This is a genomic window from Algoriphagus halophilus (assembly GCF_041729275.1).
GTDB classification, from domain to species: Bacteria; Bacteroidota; Bacteroidia; order Cytophagales; family Cyclobacteriaceae; genus Algoriphagus; species Algoriphagus halophilus_A.
This window is the reverse complement of record NZ_CP146486.1, coordinates 565,602-580,304: the sequence shown is the minus strand read 5'-3', so window position 1 is coordinate 580,304 and position 14,703 is coordinate 565,602. Positions and strand designations below refer to the sequence as shown.

Below are 14,703 nucleotides of genomic sequence, written 5' to 3'. Positions count from 1 at the left end.
CATGAAATCCATTTTAGTAACAAGTTTTTTATTGCTGCTCGTAAAAGTGGCTATGGCACAAGTTTCCTATTCGGGAAATGTATTGGATGCCAATGATAAAAACTATGTGGAAGGTGTATTGGTCGAAGTAGTAGGTAAGGAAGATCGTGACTCTACCAATGTTAGAGGTTATTTTAACGTTCAGGCACAGGTAGGTGATACCCTTAGAATTACTTTCCCAGGCTTTATAGAACAACATCTGGTATTGTCTTCAGAACGATTTTTACAGGTTCAAATTCAGGATAGAGCAAGACTATTGCCCACATTTGAGGTGAAAGCAGAGCCTTATTCTTTTAGGTTCAAAGACGGTAAACTGGTTTTGGTGGATCCCAATGAAGAACCTTCACCTTCCAATAAAGGTCAGGTAACAGCTGGATATCGGGATTCTCCCGAGGGAGGAATTGCTATTGGAGGCGCGATTTCCTATTTCACCAAAAAATCCAGGAATGCGAGGGAATATGCTAAAAAGCTGGAATACCTTAAACGCCGAGAGGGATACTTACAAGTAGTCGATTCTGATTCTGTCAAAACTAGATTAAAAGAGGATTATAATTTGGCCAATGAAGAATGGGACCCTTTGATTATAAAATTCAATCAAATGCATGCCCATCATGAGTTTTTGGATTGGTCTCGGGAACGGGTTTATGCCAGATTAAAAGAATTTATAGAGTGGGAAAAAGATTGGTCTAATTAACTTTTTCTTTTGAAAGACCAGGTAATAAAAAATTGGGCTACTAAGTCACCATCTTCATTTCTGCCTTTGGTAACCATGCACAATTGGTCAGTTTGGCCGACTTCTAAATGCTCAATCAATTGATTTAATTCTAAGCCTTGTTCGCAGGTAAATGTGATTTTTTGGTCTGCCTTTTTGCTGTATTCTGCTTTAAAATCTACCACCAGCATACTGAACTTTCCTTTGCCAGCTAATGCAAGTTGGCATAAAAGACCAGTGCTCAATTCACCAGCTCCTGCAAGGGCCGCAAAATAGATGGATTTAAAGGGATTTTGAGTTCTCCAAAAATAGGGAATGGTTACTTCGCATTTTTCTAAGGTCAAGGTTTTGACTTTTAGCTTCCAAAAGACTGCAGAGGGCAATTTTAAAAGCATTCCCCACCAAAAAATAATCGGATTTCCCATTTTGCCTATATAGGCTTTACCAGCAGCATTTAACTTGAGTGTGGAGCTTTTATTACTCATGAAGTGTAAATTTTTATTTAAAATAGTCAAAAAATATTTAGTATTGATTCTGGTATTCTATTTGAAAATAGAAAGTGTAAAACAACCATCAAAATGAAAAAAATAGCATTAATAGTTGGAATCGGGCTCATTACCTATGCCTGTGCAAAAGTACCTTTAACAGGTCGTTCCCAGCTTGCTTTGGTGTCAAGCGAAGAAATTCAGCCATTAGTAAACGAGCAGTACGACCAAGTTTTGAAAGAAAATAAGGTGGTAACCTCAACTGCTGATGGGCAAAAAGTGCTCAAAGTGGGGAACAGAATGGCGAAGGCGGTAGAGGAATATTTACGTTCTTCAGGATACGCAGAATTAGCAGATGATTTTAGCTGGGAGTTTAACCTGATAGAAAGTGATCAGGTCAATGCTTGGTGTATGCCTGGAGGAAAAGTTGCATTTTATACTGGGATCATGCCGATCACTGAATCGGAAACTGGTATTGCAGTAGTTATGGGGCATGAAATTGCCCATGCTGTAGCTGCACACTCCAGAGAAAGGATGTCTAACGGATTAGTAGCCAATTTCGGAGTAGGCCTACTTTCTTCAGCGATTGGACAAAACCCAACCTTGACTCAAGCCATATTTCTACAATCTGTAGGTATTGGAAGTGAGTTAGGAATGTTGAGTTTTTCCAGAAAGCATGAGACGGAAGCAGATCAACTAGGCTTGACATTTATGGCAATCGCTGGATATGATCCAAGAGAAGCGCCCATTTTCTGGGAACGTATGCAAGCCCAAAGTGGGGGTGAGGCACCACCGGAATTTTTATCCACCCACCCGGATCCAAGCAACCGAATTAAAAAGTTGAATGAATGGATGCCTGAAGCATTGGAATATTATAACAAATAAAAAAAGTAAACCCGGAGGAGACTCCGGGTTTACTTTTTATCGGTTTGTAAATCCTCTCAGTTTCACCTGAGTTAATTTTCTTTTGGTATCTAGAGGAAAATCGCCTCTCATCATCCAGTCATAATATCCTGGTTCTTCTTTAAACACTTGTTCAATGGGTTTTCCCTTGTGTTTCCCAAAATTGAAGACTTCTTCACCTTGGGAATTGAAAACGAACCTTCCAGCTAAATCCACCATTTTTTCGTTCACCAAATCATGGATTTTTTTCATGTCGTTTTCAAATACCCCTAACTTATTACCTTGAAGGTCAATTGCCTCTTCTCCGACATATCTTTCCACTTGTGATTTGAAGACGTCCATGGTGGCCAAGGTGTCTGCTTCAGCACTATGGGCATTTTCCAACGTCTTGCCACAGTAGAATTTATAGGCAGCAGCCAAATTACGCTTTTCCATCAAGTGGAATATCTTCTGGGCATCCAGTAGATTTCTTTTGTCCAAATCAAATTCAATCCCTGCTCTTAGAAATTCTTCAACCAACAATGGAATATCGTATTTCAATACATTGAATCCTGATAAATCTGATTGACCAATAAACTGATGCACTTCCTTCGAAATATCTTTAAAAGAAGGCTCATTCTTGACATCCTTGTCATAAAGTCCGTGAATTAAGGAGGCCTCCAATGGAATTGGAATTCCCGGGTTTACTCTTCTGGTATAGATTTCCTGACCTCCATCCGGGTTTAATTTGACAATGGAAATTTCCACAATTCTATCGGTGGAAATATTGGTACCTGTTGCCTCCAAATCAAAAAATGCAATGGAGTTTCTTAGATTTAATTTCATTTTATGTTTAATTATTTATGCTCGCTTTTTAATTGAAGCGGTCAATTAATCTATCTTCATTAATTGAATTTAGCTTTTAATTCAGTTAAATCCATATTGTCATAATTTCCTGAAGACATGAGTAGTAAATTGGTGTTAGAATAATCCTGACTCAATAAGAATTCTTTTAACTGATTACTATCTGTAAAAAGCTTTAAATCTTCACGCTCAAAGCCTTTTCTTAAGGTTTCCTCATCCATTAATTCCAGCTTTTTTAAAGCAGCTGCGTGGGGGTTTAGGTAAATTACCGCTATATCAGCGGCATCCATGGAACCGGCATAATTAGGAAGAAAATCCTTATTCAGGGAAGAGTAAGTATGAAGCTCTTGTACTGCGATTAAAGTCCTTTCTGGAAACTGAGTCTTTACAGCATTGGAGGTAGCTTTTAATTTCGAAGGCGCATGGGCAAAATCCCTAAACATCGTGGATTGCTTATTTCCAGCAATTTGTTCTTGCCTTTTTGCAGCTCCTTTGAAGCTCTGGATAGAGGTATAAAATTGCTCTTTGGATAATCCCAGCGACAAACAAATATTCATTGCTCCCTGTAGATTTTGAAGATTATGTTCTCCGAAAATTTGAATAGGGATCAGGTCATTTTCAGTCTTTAAGAAGGTTTTCCCTCCTTCAATGGTGGCCGGATGAGCCTTATATGGTGTTTTCAAAGATTTGATTTCAACTTTTTCGGCTGCCTCTTTGACCAAGAGGTCGGAGTCGCAATAAATCAATTCTCCGGATTCTGGAGTTTTTTCCATCAATTGGCTAAACTGATCTTTGTATTCCCCAAAATCAGGAAAGACATTAAAATGATCCCAAGCTATGCCACTGACCAATACGATATCGTGTTTGTAATGGAAAAACTTGGGTGTTCTATCCAAAGGCGAGGTGAGATATTCATCCCCTTCAATAATAATGATAGGGGCATCCGAAAGCCGTACCATTAGGTCAAAGCCTTCAATTTGTGCTCCCACTAAATAGTCGAAATCTACCTTTTGGTCTTTCAACACATGGAGTATGATGGAAGTAATTGAGGTTTTTCCATGGGAGCCTGCGACGACCACGCGCTTTTTCTCTTTACTTTGATTAAAAATGAATTCTGGAAATGAATACACTGGAATTCCCAACTCCTGAGCTTTGATCAATTCGGGGTTGTCAATTCGGGCGTGCATTCCTAAAATTATGCCGTCTAATTCTGGGGTTGTTATTTTTGGAAACCAACCATACTGCTCGGGATGGATACCTGCTTGTTGCAACCTTGTTTTGGAAGGTTCATAAATTTCATCATCGGATCCAGTGACCTGGTATCCCTTTTCTACCAATGCCAGGGCGAGATTATGCATCACCGCTCCTCCTATAGCAATGAAATGATATTTTTTCATAAACGTTGGTTTCAGTTTTTCATTTATTATTCAAACTTAAAAATAAAAGTCGGGTGCTCAGACCATAACGATTCTTAATTGAAACAATTTTTTGAGGGCGGTTCTTTTTAATTAATTTCGGGCACTATTTGAGTTTTTTATGCTAGAAGATAAGTACGCCTACCTCTGCCTTGCGCTCATGTATATGATTGCTTGGGTCATCGTTTATTTGAAAAACCCATGGAAAAAGGGAATGATAAAAGTGGGAGCCGTAGGCGGTTTGATGGGAATCGTGGCTGAAGTCTGGTATTTCCGGGATTATTGGAGACCACCCACTCTTTTTGGGGAAGGGATTGTAGGGATTGAGGATTATATCATTGGTTTTGCTCTTTTTGGTGTAGGTGGATATATACATTCTTCATTTACCAAGAAAGAAATCGATTATTCCAGGCAAACCAAGGCCAAAAACAGGGAATTCTTCTACATGTTTTTAATTGCCTGTGCCAGTTTGACTGTTTTTAGTATTGGGTTTGGAATTCATTCTGGGTATGTTACATTTTTGACCTTTTTCATCCTTTCAATTTATATTTGGATACAAAGACCAGATTTGATTGAATTATCCTTGATCTCGGCTTTTGCTACTTTGGGAATCACCCTACTCATCTATTACATCAATTTCAACGTATTGTTCCCACATTTTTGGGATACTTATGGGATGCTAGATGCTCCAATATTAGGTGTTAAAGTGTTTAATATTCCCCTTTCAGAAATGCTATGGCACTTTTCCTGGGCAATGCTGTGTAGCATGTTTCGAGGATACAGAAATGGTGTATATTATATCAAATCATGAAGAGCTTAATTAAATTTTTAATAATTGCCATTCTTTTTTCCTCTTGTATCAATGAAGAGGTTCCAGACCTTCCTACCTGTGAAAATTTCGATTCTTCAATACTTGATTCTGATCAAACTGATTTTTTTGATATCGTTTTCGGCTCAGAATTTGGAAATGGTGTAGATAGAATCAGAAAATGGAATACAGATGTAAAAATTTATGTTCCAAGTGGTGCAGATCAGGATTTGATTAATGAACTAGAGGTAGTAATTGAGGAGCTTAATTCTTACAGTGAAAGCTTTTTTTTAAGAGTTTAATTACAGAGCAAAAAGGTGCAAATCTTATTTTCTTTTTGGAGATGGTGAAGATTATGTGCAAAAGTATAATCCTTCTGCTGAAGAGTTTATTGGAACGAACAGAGGACTTTTTTCAATTGAATATGAATTAAATTCATTTGAAATAATTAATGCTTCCTGCTGGATTGATACGAAAGCAGGATTGAGTCCCGGTTGTTACAAGCACTTGATCCGGGAAGAACTCACTCAAGCTCTAGGTATGGTAAATGATATCGATACTCAAGATGAAAGCATTTTCTTACAGCAGTTTACATGTACTCCTGAATATTCTGAAAGAGATAAAGAGTTTATTGTTTTTTCCTTTCAGACAAAATAAAACCTGGCCATTGTAAAGACCAGGTTTATAAATTGATGGGAATTTAATCTTTAGAAATGATTACTCTAATCCAATAACCCTAGGTGCTCCGTCACCGAAATAGGGATTGCCAGAAAATAACCTCGCATTAATTACAGTTCCTCTTTGTCTCAAATCAACATTGGAAGATCCATTTATTGGGTTGACATCTAAAATCTTATTTCCTACTGCTACTCCATATTGAAGCGTACCCTCTCCTCCAATGGAAAAATCCACGAATTCTGATGGGGAATACCGATTATCAATATCTCTGTTTTCTGCTAATTTTGACCAATTTTTGTGAGTTCCTACAAAAACATCGATATCACCATTCATTCCTAAACCAACTACTACATAATTATCACTTGAAGCATTGTACTGTACTGCATAAGCTTCTTGTAAATAATTACCATTTGCATCTTCTATAGCCGATGGCTTACCATCTCCAAAATATGGTTTATTGTAAAATTCCCGACAGTTTATTGAAGTGGCACGTGGAGCTGTTTGTCGAAATCCAATGGTATAATTTTCAATATTGCCTATGCCTATTCCAAAATTACCACCTTGCCCACCAAAGGCAACTCCTACAAATTGACTTGGATTGAATCGATTATCAATGTCCCGGTTTTCTTGAAGTTTGCTCCAGTTATTGTGATAGCCAACATAAACGTCAATTTGTCCTTCTGGACCAACTCCTACAGCAATGTAATTATCATTGTCCGCATCATATTCTATGGTTAAAACCTCTACTAATGTACCAATCTGCCTAGGTGATCCATCTCCAAAATAGGGCTTTTCAGAAAATAGGCGTCCATTAATTGAAGTACCCTCACCGTTTTGGTTTCCATAGGCAAGAGCAATGTTATTTCCGAATTTTCCAGTATTTGCTCCAAATGCAATTCCTTTAAATTCCGAGGGTGAATAGCGATTATCAATGTCTCTGTTTTCTTGGAGTTTAGTCCAGCCGGAACCTTGACTGCCAAAATAAACATCTAAATCTCCGGATTCACTTTCTCCAACTGCATAATAATTGTTGTTAGCTAGATCATACTCAACAGCTAGTACTGAGGATAAAACTTCGTCTGATCCACCGCCTCCCAAATCATTTTGGGTCAAGGGTTGCTCTTCTTCCAGATTTTGGCAACCATACATTAGTCCAAGGGCCACTGCTCCTAGAGCAATCTTTCCCGAAAAATTGATTTTTTCATTTAAATAATTATTAATGCATTAAATATATACATAAATGTCTTTTAAATTTAGTTAATTACTTTAAACTTTAAATTTAATTTAGCAAGAGGCAGATTTATATTAGATTCCGTATGGATTTTCAGGATGAATGGCAAATCGTTTTGCACCTTTGAAAATATATTGACCCTGTTTCTAGAATTTGGGGTCCATGTTGATAAGTTTTGTAAAACTTGTTTAAAACTCATGGTCAGAAGACCCTACCTTTGTAATTATGACTGAGAAAAGTTCCAACCCTAGATATTCCCGAAAAAACCCAAATTCCAGTGCTCCCAATATGTTGGGAAAAGTACCTCCTCAAGCGGTAGATCTTGAAGAAGCCGTATTAGGTGCTTTGATGCTCGAAAAGGACGCCTTGACGAATGTAATCGATATTCTCAAGGTGGAGAGTTTTTATAAAGATGCCCATAAAGTGATCTTCCAGGCAATCTTGGATTTGTTCACTGATAGCCAACCCATTGATTTACTTACGGTAACCAATCAACTAAGAAGGAATGGTGCCTTGGAAATTGCTGGAGGAGCATTTTATGTGACAGAACTAACATCCAAAGTAGCGTCTGCGGCAAATATTGAATATCATGCCAGGATCATCACCGAACAATCCATCAAGCGTGAGATGATTCAGATTTCTTCAGAGATCCAAAAAGATGCTTATGAGGATACCACGGATGTTTTTGAGTTGTTGGATAAGATGGAGCAATCCTCTTTGAGATTTCAGAGAAGAATATTCGAAAGAATTATTCTGACATGAAATCTATCATGCGGGAAGCAATCACAGAACTGGAATCACGAAGAGATCAAAAAGATGGTTTGACAGGGGTCCCATCAGGGTTAACTGCCTTGGACCGAGTTACCTCAGGTTGGCAAAAATCTGATTTGGTAATTATTGCTGCCCGTCCAGCCATGGGGAAAACCGCATTTGTACTTTCGGTATTAAGAAATGCCGCAGTAGACCATAATAGGCCAGTTGCAATTTTCTCACTTGAAATGTCCTCTGTTCAGTTGGTGAATCGTTTGATCAGTTCGGAAGCGGAATTGGATTCAGAGAAAATTAAAAAGGGTTCATTGGAAGAGCATGAATGGGCTCAATTAGTGCATAAAACGGCCAAATTATCCAAAGCGCCTCTTTTTGTGGATGATACGCCTGCCTTATCAATTTTGGAGCTTCGTGCCAAGTGTAGAAAATTGAAAGCCCAGCATGATATTCAAATGATTGTGATTGATTATTTACAGCTGATGTCTGGAGATTCAAAAAGTGGAGGCGGAGGTAACCGTGAACAGGAAATTGCCAGTATTTCAAGGGCATTGAAAAAATTGCCAAGGAGTTAAGTGTGCCTGTAATCGCTTTGTCTCAGTTGTCAAGAGCGGTAGAGACTCGTGGAGGAGATAAAAGACCTCAACTTTCAGATTTGAGGGAATCTGGAGCGATTGAGCAAGATGCGGATATGGTAATGTTCTTATATAGGCCAGAGTATTATGGAATTACCGAAGATGAGGACCATAACTCCACTCAAGGGGTAGGGAAGTCATTATCGCAAAACATAGAAATGGTTCCTTGGATACAGTGAGGCTCAGGTTCATTGGCAGATATACCAAATTCCAGGATTTGGATTATTTTGGAGGTGCTCCAGCCATGAATCAACCCGTTTATGCATCGAATTTCTCGAAAGAATCATCTGGTGTTTCTTCTTTTGATGCAGGACAAACCATCAAAATGCAAAGTAAAGCGAACAATGATTTTGATGATACGGATGATCTATTGAACCGACCAAATTCTCCAATCGATTTTTAAAAGATGCCATGAAAGCAATTACACTGAATAGTAAAACATTGGGAAAACTGTTGTTGACTGACGTTCAAGACAGGCCCTGTGAATCAGGAGAAGTGAAAGTAGGCATTAAAGCAGCTGCGTTGAACCATCGGGATGAATGGTGCAGAAAGGGGCTCTATCCCAATATCCAAGATGGTATTGTATTGGGTTCAGATGGAGCAGGGATTGTATTGGAAGTAGGGGATAGTGTTAACCTTAATCTGGTTGGAAAAGAAGTAATTATCAATCCTGCAATTAATTGGGGAGATCGGCAAGAAGTTCAATCCAAGAATTTTGAAATTCTGGGAATGCCTAGAAATGGGACTTTATCAGAGCAGGTCATCGTACCCGCTGATCGAATAAAATTAAAGCCAGAGCATTTAAGTTTTGAGGAAGCAGCAGCATTGCCATTGGCAGGTCTTACCGCATATAGGGCATTATTTTACCAGGGGCAATTGAAAAAAGGAGATTCAGTCCTTATAACCGGTTTTGGAGGGGAGTAGCTCAGTTTGCATTTCAGTTTGCGCTAAAAGCCGGAACAAAGGTATATGCCAGTAGTAGCAAAGAAAATAAACTGGATCTAGCCAAAGAGTTAGGAGCAAAAGATGTTTTTAATTATACCGAGGATAATTGGACTGAAAAAGCATTGGCATCCTCTGGAGGTTTCGATTTGATTATTGATAGTGCTGCAGGAGATACATTAAATCACCTGATCGATGTTGCCAAGCCGGGAGGGAAGATAGTTTTTTATGGAGCTACCAAAGGAAATCCCTCTGAACTTACTGCAAGAAAGATTTTCTGGAACCAACTTAAACTGATAGGCACTACGATGGGGTCTGATCAGGATTTCGAAAATATGGTTCAATTTATTAAGGAAAATAAAATCAAACCCATTATTGATCAGGTATTCTCGTTTCAGGAAGCTATTCAGGCATTTGATAGGATGAAGGTAGGAGGGCAAATGGGGAAAATCGTTTTAACTCCTTAGTTTTCTTCATAGGTTTCTCCAAATTCCTTTTGAGCAATCCTATAGATTTCATCTTTTTCCGGAGGGGTAACCAAATAATCTCCTACCCTTAAAACAGTCAACTCCTTCCAAGGGGCTTCAAATTTCATGATGTCCGTACCACCCAATTTGGAAAGATGATCTGGAGTTATTTTTATTGCCAAAATGGTGCCTTTGGGTTGATAGCATCCCCAACCATTTTCCAAAGATTGAATAAAGCTGTACTTTTTTTCAAAAACCTTGGGTTTGATCAAATACTGCTCAGAAGAAGAGGTTTGATTTTCTACCAACCAATCTCCTTGTTCTGCCGTATTTTTGGTTTCGTCACCGTCATTGGTTCTTGTAATGATTAATGTGCCAGGAACTGCCTTTTTCGCTTTGATTAATGTTTTCTTTTTAAAACTCTTCCCATCACTTTCAATGATGGGTAAAAAAATGGAGCATATCCTGTTGTGTGATCATGGTGAAAATCGTTTGATTAAAAACTTTACAGTCTGAATTTAATCATTTGGCTTTAAAAATATAGGATAAGAATTTCAACTCCGGAAAAGATAAAATAATCAAATAGGCTTGAAGAAGTGCCATTATTTAAACAGGACTTGGAGATTAAGGTTAATCCAAGTCATTTTCGAATAGAAAATTTTGATATGCATTCCTTAATTCTTGCAGGGTTTTAAATTCTTGCTTTTCCTGTGCCAGTGTTATTCCTTTTTCGAAAGTTTCCTTGGCCTTTTCAAGATTCTGCTGTTCTGAGAAAAAGGAAGCTGCCGTGTAATACGTTGGTAAATAGGCTTCAAAGGAACTTAAAAGTTTATTAAAGTACTTTTCCGATTCATTTGGATTAATAGAAAGGTATTCCATCGCAAGCGCATACCAGTTGAACGGGTTTTCCGGTTCCTCCTTGGCGTACTCTTTCAATAACTCCACCCGATCTAAATTGCCCATGATTTGTTTTTTTAATTAGCTGTAGACTGTTAATTTCACACGAAATAAATCGAAAATAATCTAATTCTAAACCAATGAAGATTCTTGTTTGTATCACACATGTTCCAGATACGACCTCTAAGATTCAGTTTACTGCCGATAATACAAAATTTGATACTACAGGAGTACAATTTATCATAGGTCCTTATGATGACTATGCTTTGGCAAGAGCTGTTGAATTGCGAGATCAAACTGGAGGTAAACTTACAGTACTAAATGTTGGAGAAGCCGAAACGGAGCCTACTTTAAGAAAAGCTCTGGCAATCGGTGCAGATGAAGCGATTCGTGTGAATACTCCTCCCAAAGATTCCTTTTACGTAGCCAAACAAATAGCGCATTATGCTGCTGAAGGAAATTATGACCTCATTTTAATGGGTAGAGAATCCATAGATTTTAATGGGGGAATGGTCCACGGTATGGTGGGTGAACTATTAGGTATGCCTTCCTTCTCTCCGGTTATGAAGTTAGATCTGGATGGGAATTCGGTGACCATGGCTAGAGAAATTGAGGGTGGAAAAGAGACGTTGGAAGCAAGTCTTCCACTGATTGCTGGATGCCAAGAGCCCATTGCTGAATGGAAAATTCCTAATATGAGAGGAATTATGTCCGCTAGAACAAAGCCATTGAATGTAGTGGATGCTGTAGATGTGGCCACACAAGCTGAAGCGACTACTTATGAACTTCCTCCTGCCAAAGGAGCTGTAAAATTAATCGATAAGGATAATGTGGGAGAGTTGGTTAAACTCCTCAAGAATGAAGCAAAAGTGCTTTAATTAATTATCATTAATCATTTATAAATCAAGAATTTATGTCAATTTTAGTATATATAGAACAGGCAGAAGGGAAAGTAAAAAACGAGTTTGGAGGCAGTTTCATTTGCAGAGGCTCTTGCAGCTAAAACTGGTGAAGGGGATGTTGTGGCAATTGCTTTAGGTACCATTTCAGATGATGAATTAGCTGGTATCGGAACAGCAGGTGCTTCCAAAGTACTTCATGCTTCGGACTCAAAACTTGATGCTGGTGTCATTCAGGCTCATGCTTCTGCCATCGCCCAGGCGTTCAATTCTGTGAGTGCGAAGACGTTAATATTAGCCAAATCTTCTTTAGGTGATGCGGTTGCGGCTAGGTTAGCTATCAAATTGGATGCAGGCCTGGTATCAAATGTGGTTTCTTTACCATCCACGGATCAGGGGTATGTGGTGAAGAGAAGTATTTTCACAGGAAAGGCATTTGCAGAAACTGAATTAAAAACAGAGAATAAAATTCTTGCGATCAAGAAAAATTCTGTTGATCTTAAAACAGATGGAGCTCAAGCAACAGTAGAACCTTTTGAAGTATCACTTTCTGATTCAGATTTTGCTTCAAAAATCACTTCTACTGAAAGAGCTACAGGTGAAGTATTATTGCCTGAAGCAGATATAGTTGTTTCTGGCGGTAGAGGAATGAAGGGACCTGAAAATTGGGGAATGTTGGAAGATTTAGCAAAAACCTTAGGTGCTGCTACTGGTTGTTCCAAGCCTGTTTCCGATATTGGATGGAGACCACATCATGAACACGTGGGCCAAACAGGGGTAAAAGTAGCTCCTAGTTTGTATATAGCAATAGGAATTTCAGGAGCTATTCAACATCTTGCAGGAGTTAATTCATCCAAATGCATTGTGGTTATTAACAAAGATCCTGAAGCTCCATTCTTTAAAGCAGCTGACTATGGAATTGTTGGGGATGCATTTGAAGTGGTACCAAAACTTACTGAAGCATTAAAAGCTGAATTATAATTTTTGTGGAAAAACTAGTAGAACTGGAAATTTTAGGTTTATCGTCAAACCATTCTCAATCAGGGTCTTTTACTTTGGTAATGGGAGAGGTTGAAGGAAGTAGAAGATTACCGATAGTCATTGGAATGTTTGAAGCTCAGGCAATTGCAATTGAAATCGAAAAGATCATTCCAAATCGACCCATGACTCATGATTTGTTCAAGTCATTCGCCAATAGCTTCAATTATGAAATTGATAAAATTGTCATTTCAGATATGAAGGAAGGAGTATTCTATGCAAAGATCCATTGTCATAATGAATCTTCAGAAATAGAAATTGATTCCAGACCTTCAGATGCGATTGCAATTGCGGTAAGATTTGATTCTCCAGTTTTTTGTTCAGAAAAAGTGATGTCTGAGGCCTCCATAGAATTTTCTGAGGAGGAGAAGAAGGAAGAGAAAGCTTCTTCGAAGTCAACTTCTCAAAAAGTGAGTTCCAAAAGGAAAGCTCTTTGAAAGACTTTAGCTTGGACAAATTGAACCAGATGCTAGATAAAGCCATCAATAATGAAGATTATGAAAAAGCTGCCCGAATAAGGGATGAAATAAACAAAAGAAACTAAATCTTTCAAGGCCTGAAGTAATTCAGGCTTTTTTATTGACGACTACTTGGCTATTTTTAGCTTTTCTCATTTAATATCAATTCATGGATTACTTAAGAGGTGTCTTAGGACTTTCAGTTATAGTTTTGATTGCATTTCTTTTCTCAAATGAAAGAAGAAAAATTGATTGGAGATTGGTAGGAATAGGCATCGTCTTACAGCTGGTTTTTGGTTTTTTAATTACAAAGGTTCCTATTGTAGCTCAGGGTTTTGCTGTGTTAAGTGAAGCATTTGTCAAATTTTTGAGTTTTAGCAGAGATGGAGCCGCCTTTATATTTGGAGACTTAGCAGGCGACAGTTATGGGTTTATATTTGCCTTTCAGGTATTGCCGACCATTATTTTCTTTTCAACCGTATCTGCTGGTTTATACTATTTAGGAATCCTACAAAAGGTCGTTTTTGGGATCGCTTGGGTGATGGCAAGAACCATGAGACTATCAGGTCCTGAAAGCCTTTCTGCAGCTGGAAATATTTTCCTGGGACAAACGGAAGCTCCATTGCTTGTACGTCCTTTTATCCCACAAATGAGTAAATCTGAACTGATGTGTTTGATGACAGGTGGAATGGCTACTATTGCAGGAGGTGTTCTGGCTGGGTATGTAGCGTTTTTAGGAGGAGATAGTTTAGAAGAGCAAAGTAAGTTTGCTGCCTATCTGTTAGGGGCAAGTATCATGAACGCACCTGCAGCCATCGTGATGTCCAAAATGTTTGTTCCTGAAGTGGAAAAAGAAACCAAACAGGATAAATTGGAAGTCAACGAAGAAGCTATGGGGGTTAATTTAATAGATGCCATGTCCATTGGCGCTTCGGAAGGTTTGAAGCTAGCACTTAATGTTGGGGCGATGTTACTGGCTTTTATAGCAGTGATTGCAGCAATTAACTATTTATTGAGTGGACTGATAGGAGAATATACAGGACTGAATTCATTCGTAGCTTCAAGCACAGGGGGACAGTTTCAGGGCTTTTCCTTAGAATACCTTTTTGGTCAGGTCTTCCGGGTTTTTGCCTGGGTAATTGGTGTGGATTGGGTGGATAGCCTGCAAGTAGGTAGCCTTTTAGGTCAGAAAACAGTGATCAATGAATTTGTAGCCTACCTAAGCTTGTCAGAAATGAAAGAAATAGGTTCATTAAATCCCAAATCCATTGTCATAGCAACCTATGCATTATGTGGGTTTTCAAATTTCAGTTCCATTGCCATTCAATTGGGAGGGATCAGTATTATCGCTCCCAATCAACAAGGGAACTTGAGCCGTTTAGGACTACGATCTCTTTTAGCAGCATCCTTGGCCTGTTTGATGACTGCTACTATTGCAGGGATGCTATTTGGGTGATCAATACATGCTGTCTTTTATAAGTTGGGTCT

At 38.5% G+C, this 14,703-nt stretch carries 15 protein-coding genes and 3 pseudogenes; 12 read left to right on the top strand and 6 right to left on the bottom strand.

From position 1 onward, the window contains the following. Position 1: 1 nt before the first annotated feature. A complete protein-coding gene (locus V8V91_RS03100; protein ID WP_373398702.1) occupies positions 2-733 on the top strand; it encodes a hypothetical protein in 732 nt (243 codons plus the stop codon). On the opposite strand, the gene V8V91_RS03095 is transcribed toward V8V91_RS03100, so the two are convergent. Beyond that, on the bottom strand, positions 730-1,236 hold the full coding sequence (locus tag V8V91_RS03095) for a DUF4442 domain-containing protein (RefSeq protein ID WP_373398701.1): 507 nt from the start codon (positions 1,234-1,236) through the stop codon (positions 730-732). The two genes, V8V91_RS03100 and V8V91_RS03095, sit on opposite strands and share 4 nt — an antisense overlap. Before the next feature lie 93 nt (positions 1,237-1,329). Between V8V91_RS03095 and V8V91_RS03090 the strand changes: the two genes are divergently transcribed. Continuing rightward, complete coding sequence (locus V8V91_RS03090; RefSeq protein ID WP_373398700.1) at positions 1,330-2,121, top strand: M48 family metallopeptidase; 792 nt, start codon at positions 1,330-1,332, stop codon at positions 2,119-2,121. A gap of 36 nt (positions 2,122-2,157) precedes the next feature. Here V8V91_RS03090 and V8V91_RS03085 read toward each other — a convergent pair whose 3' ends face one another. Beyond that, positions 2,158-2,964, bottom strand: a complete 807-nt coding sequence (locus V8V91_RS03085; RefSeq protein WP_373398699.1) for an exonuclease domain-containing protein — start codon at positions 2,962-2,964, stop codon at positions 2,158-2,160. A gap of 59 nt (positions 2,965-3,023) precedes the next feature. Then, complete coding sequence (murC, locus tag V8V91_RS03080; RefSeq protein ID WP_373398698.1) at positions 3,024-4,379, bottom strand: UDP-N-acetylmuramate--L-alanine ligase; 1,356 nt, start codon at positions 4,377-4,379, stop codon at positions 3,024-3,026. 139 nt (positions 4,380-4,518) lie between these two features. On the opposite strand from murC, the gene V8V91_RS03075 reads away from it, so the two are divergent. Genes V8V91_RS03075 through V8V91_RS03065 form a run of 3 tightly spaced genes read left to right on the top strand, consistent with a single transcriptional unit; the run spans position 4,519 to position 5,862 of the window. Further along, a complete protein-coding gene (locus tag V8V91_RS03075; protein WP_373398697.1) occupies positions 4,519-5,208 on the top strand; it encodes a lycopene cyclase domain-containing protein in 690 nt (229 codons plus the stop codon). Continuing rightward, positions 5,205-5,507: a DUF2927 domain-containing protein gene (locus tag V8V91_RS03070; protein ID WP_373398696.1), complete on the top strand. Its 303-nt coding sequence runs from the start codon at positions 5,205-5,207 to the stop codon at positions 5,505-5,507. Before V8V91_RS03075 ends, V8V91_RS03070 begins: the two co-directional genes overlap by 4 nt. A 55-nt stretch (positions 5,508-5,562) precedes the next feature. Then, on the top strand, positions 5,563-5,862 hold the full coding sequence (locus V8V91_RS03065) for a DUF2927 domain-containing protein (RefSeq protein ID WP_373398695.1): 300 nt from the start codon (positions 5,563-5,565) through the stop codon (positions 5,860-5,862). Positions 5,863-5,922: 60 nt separating this feature from the next. On the opposite strand, the gene V8V91_RS03060 is transcribed toward V8V91_RS03065, so the two are convergent. Beyond that, the gene (locus tag V8V91_RS03060) at positions 5,923-7,047 is read right to left on the bottom strand and encodes a hypothetical protein (protein ID WP_373398694.1); all 1,125 of its coding nucleotides are present in this window, start codon (positions 7,045-7,047) and stop codon (positions 5,923-5,925) included. A 292-nt stretch (positions 7,048-7,339) separates the two neighbouring features. Here V8V91_RS03060 and dnaB point away from each other — a divergent pair. The 3 genes and pseudogenes from dnaB to V8V91_RS03045 all read left to right on the top strand — a co-directional run bounded on the left by dnaB (position 7,340) and on the right by V8V91_RS03045 (position 9,923). Further along, positions 7,340-8,917 (top strand): annotated as a pseudogene (gene dnaB, locus V8V91_RS03055) (replicative DNA helicase). 8 nt (positions 8,918-8,925) lie between these two features. After that, a complete protein-coding gene (locus V8V91_RS03050; RefSeq protein WP_373398693.1) occupies positions 8,926-9,438 on the top strand; it encodes a zinc-binding alcohol dehydrogenase family protein in 513 nt (170 codons plus the stop codon). Beyond that, the gene (locus tag V8V91_RS03045; RefSeq protein WP_373400605.1) at positions 9,372-9,923 is read left to right on the top strand and encodes a zinc-binding alcohol dehydrogenase family protein; all 552 of its coding nucleotides are present in this window, start codon (positions 9,372-9,374) and stop codon (positions 9,921-9,923) included. Before V8V91_RS03050 ends, V8V91_RS03045 begins: the two co-directional genes overlap by 67 nt. On the opposite strand, the gene V8V91_RS03040 is transcribed toward V8V91_RS03045, so the two are convergent. Further along, on the bottom strand, positions 9,920-10,231 hold the full coding sequence (locus V8V91_RS03040) for a hypothetical protein (protein WP_373398692.1): 312 nt from the start codon (positions 10,229-10,231) through the stop codon (positions 9,920-9,922). The genes V8V91_RS03045 and V8V91_RS03040 overlap by 4 nt on opposite strands. Positions 10,232-10,553: 322 nt before the next feature. Then, positions 10,554-10,886, bottom strand: a complete 333-nt coding sequence (locus V8V91_RS03035; protein ID WP_373398691.1) for a tetratricopeptide repeat protein — start codon at positions 10,884-10,886, stop codon at positions 10,554-10,556. A 74-nt stretch (positions 10,887-10,960) separates the two neighbouring features. Between V8V91_RS03035 and V8V91_RS03030 the strand changes: the two genes are divergently transcribed. The 4 genes and pseudogenes from V8V91_RS03030 (at position 10,961) to V8V91_RS03015 (ending at position 14,671) form a co-directional block, all read left to right on the top strand. Then, positions 10,961-11,698: an electron transfer flavoprotein beta subunit/FixA family protein gene (locus V8V91_RS03030; protein WP_373398690.1), complete on the top strand. Its 738-nt coding sequence runs from the start codon at positions 10,961-10,963 to the stop codon at positions 11,696-11,698. A gap of 35 nt (positions 11,699-11,733) precedes the next feature. Continuing rightward, positions 11,734-12,700 (top strand): annotated as a pseudogene (locus V8V91_RS03025) (electron transfer flavoprotein subunit alpha/FixB family protein). Positions 12,701-12,705: 5 nt separating this feature from the next. Then, a pseudogene (locus V8V91_RS03020) lies at positions 12,706-13,301 on the top strand (bifunctional nuclease domain-containing protein). Positions 13,302-13,384: 83 nt separating this feature from the next. Further along, on the top strand, positions 13,385-14,671 hold the full coding sequence (locus tag V8V91_RS03015) for a NupC/NupG family nucleoside CNT transporter (RefSeq protein ID WP_373398689.1): 1,287 nt from the start codon (positions 13,385-13,387) through the stop codon (positions 14,669-14,671). Positions 14,672-14,703: the final 32 nt, after the last annotated feature.

Coding starts and splice junctions, on each gene's coding strand:
- V8V91_RS03100 (WP_373398702.1), top strand. CDS start 2: ATGAAATCCATTTTAGTAACAAGTTTTTTATTGCTGCTCGTAAAAGTG.
- V8V91_RS03095 (WP_373398701.1), bottom strand. CDS start 1,236: ATGAGTAATAAAAGCTCCACACTCAAGTTAAATGCTGCTGGTAAAGCC.
- V8V91_RS03090 (WP_373398700.1), top strand. CDS start 1,330: ATGAAAAAAATAGCATTAATAGTTGGAATCGGGCTCATTACCTATGCC.
- V8V91_RS03085 (WP_373398699.1), bottom strand. CDS start 2,964: ATGAAATTAAATCTAAGAAACTCCATTGCATTTTTTGATTTGGAGGCA.
- murC (WP_373398698.1), bottom strand. CDS start 4,379: ATGAAAAAATATCATTTCATTGCTATAGGAGGAGCGGTGATGCATAAT.
- V8V91_RS03075 (WP_373398697.1), top strand. CDS start 4,519: ATGCTAGAAGATAAGTACGCCTACCTCTGCCTTGCGCTCATGTATATG.
- V8V91_RS03070 (WP_373398696.1), top strand. CDS start 5,205: ATGAAGAGCTTAATTAAATTTTTAATAATTGCCATTCTTTTTTCCTCT.
- V8V91_RS03050 (WP_373398693.1), top strand. CDS start 8,926: ATGAAAGCAATTACACTGAATAGTAAAACATTGGGAAAACTGTTGTTG.
- V8V91_RS03035 (WP_373398691.1), bottom strand. CDS start 10,886: ATGGGCAATTTAGATCGGGTGGAGTTATTGAAAGAGTACGCCAAGGAG.
- V8V91_RS03030 (WP_373398690.1), top strand. CDS start 10,961: ATGAAGATTCTTGTTTGTATCACACATGTTCCAGATACGACCTCTAAG.
- V8V91_RS03015 (WP_373398689.1), top strand. CDS start 13,385: ATGGATTACTTAAGAGGTGTCTTAGGACTTTCAGTTATAGTTTTGATT.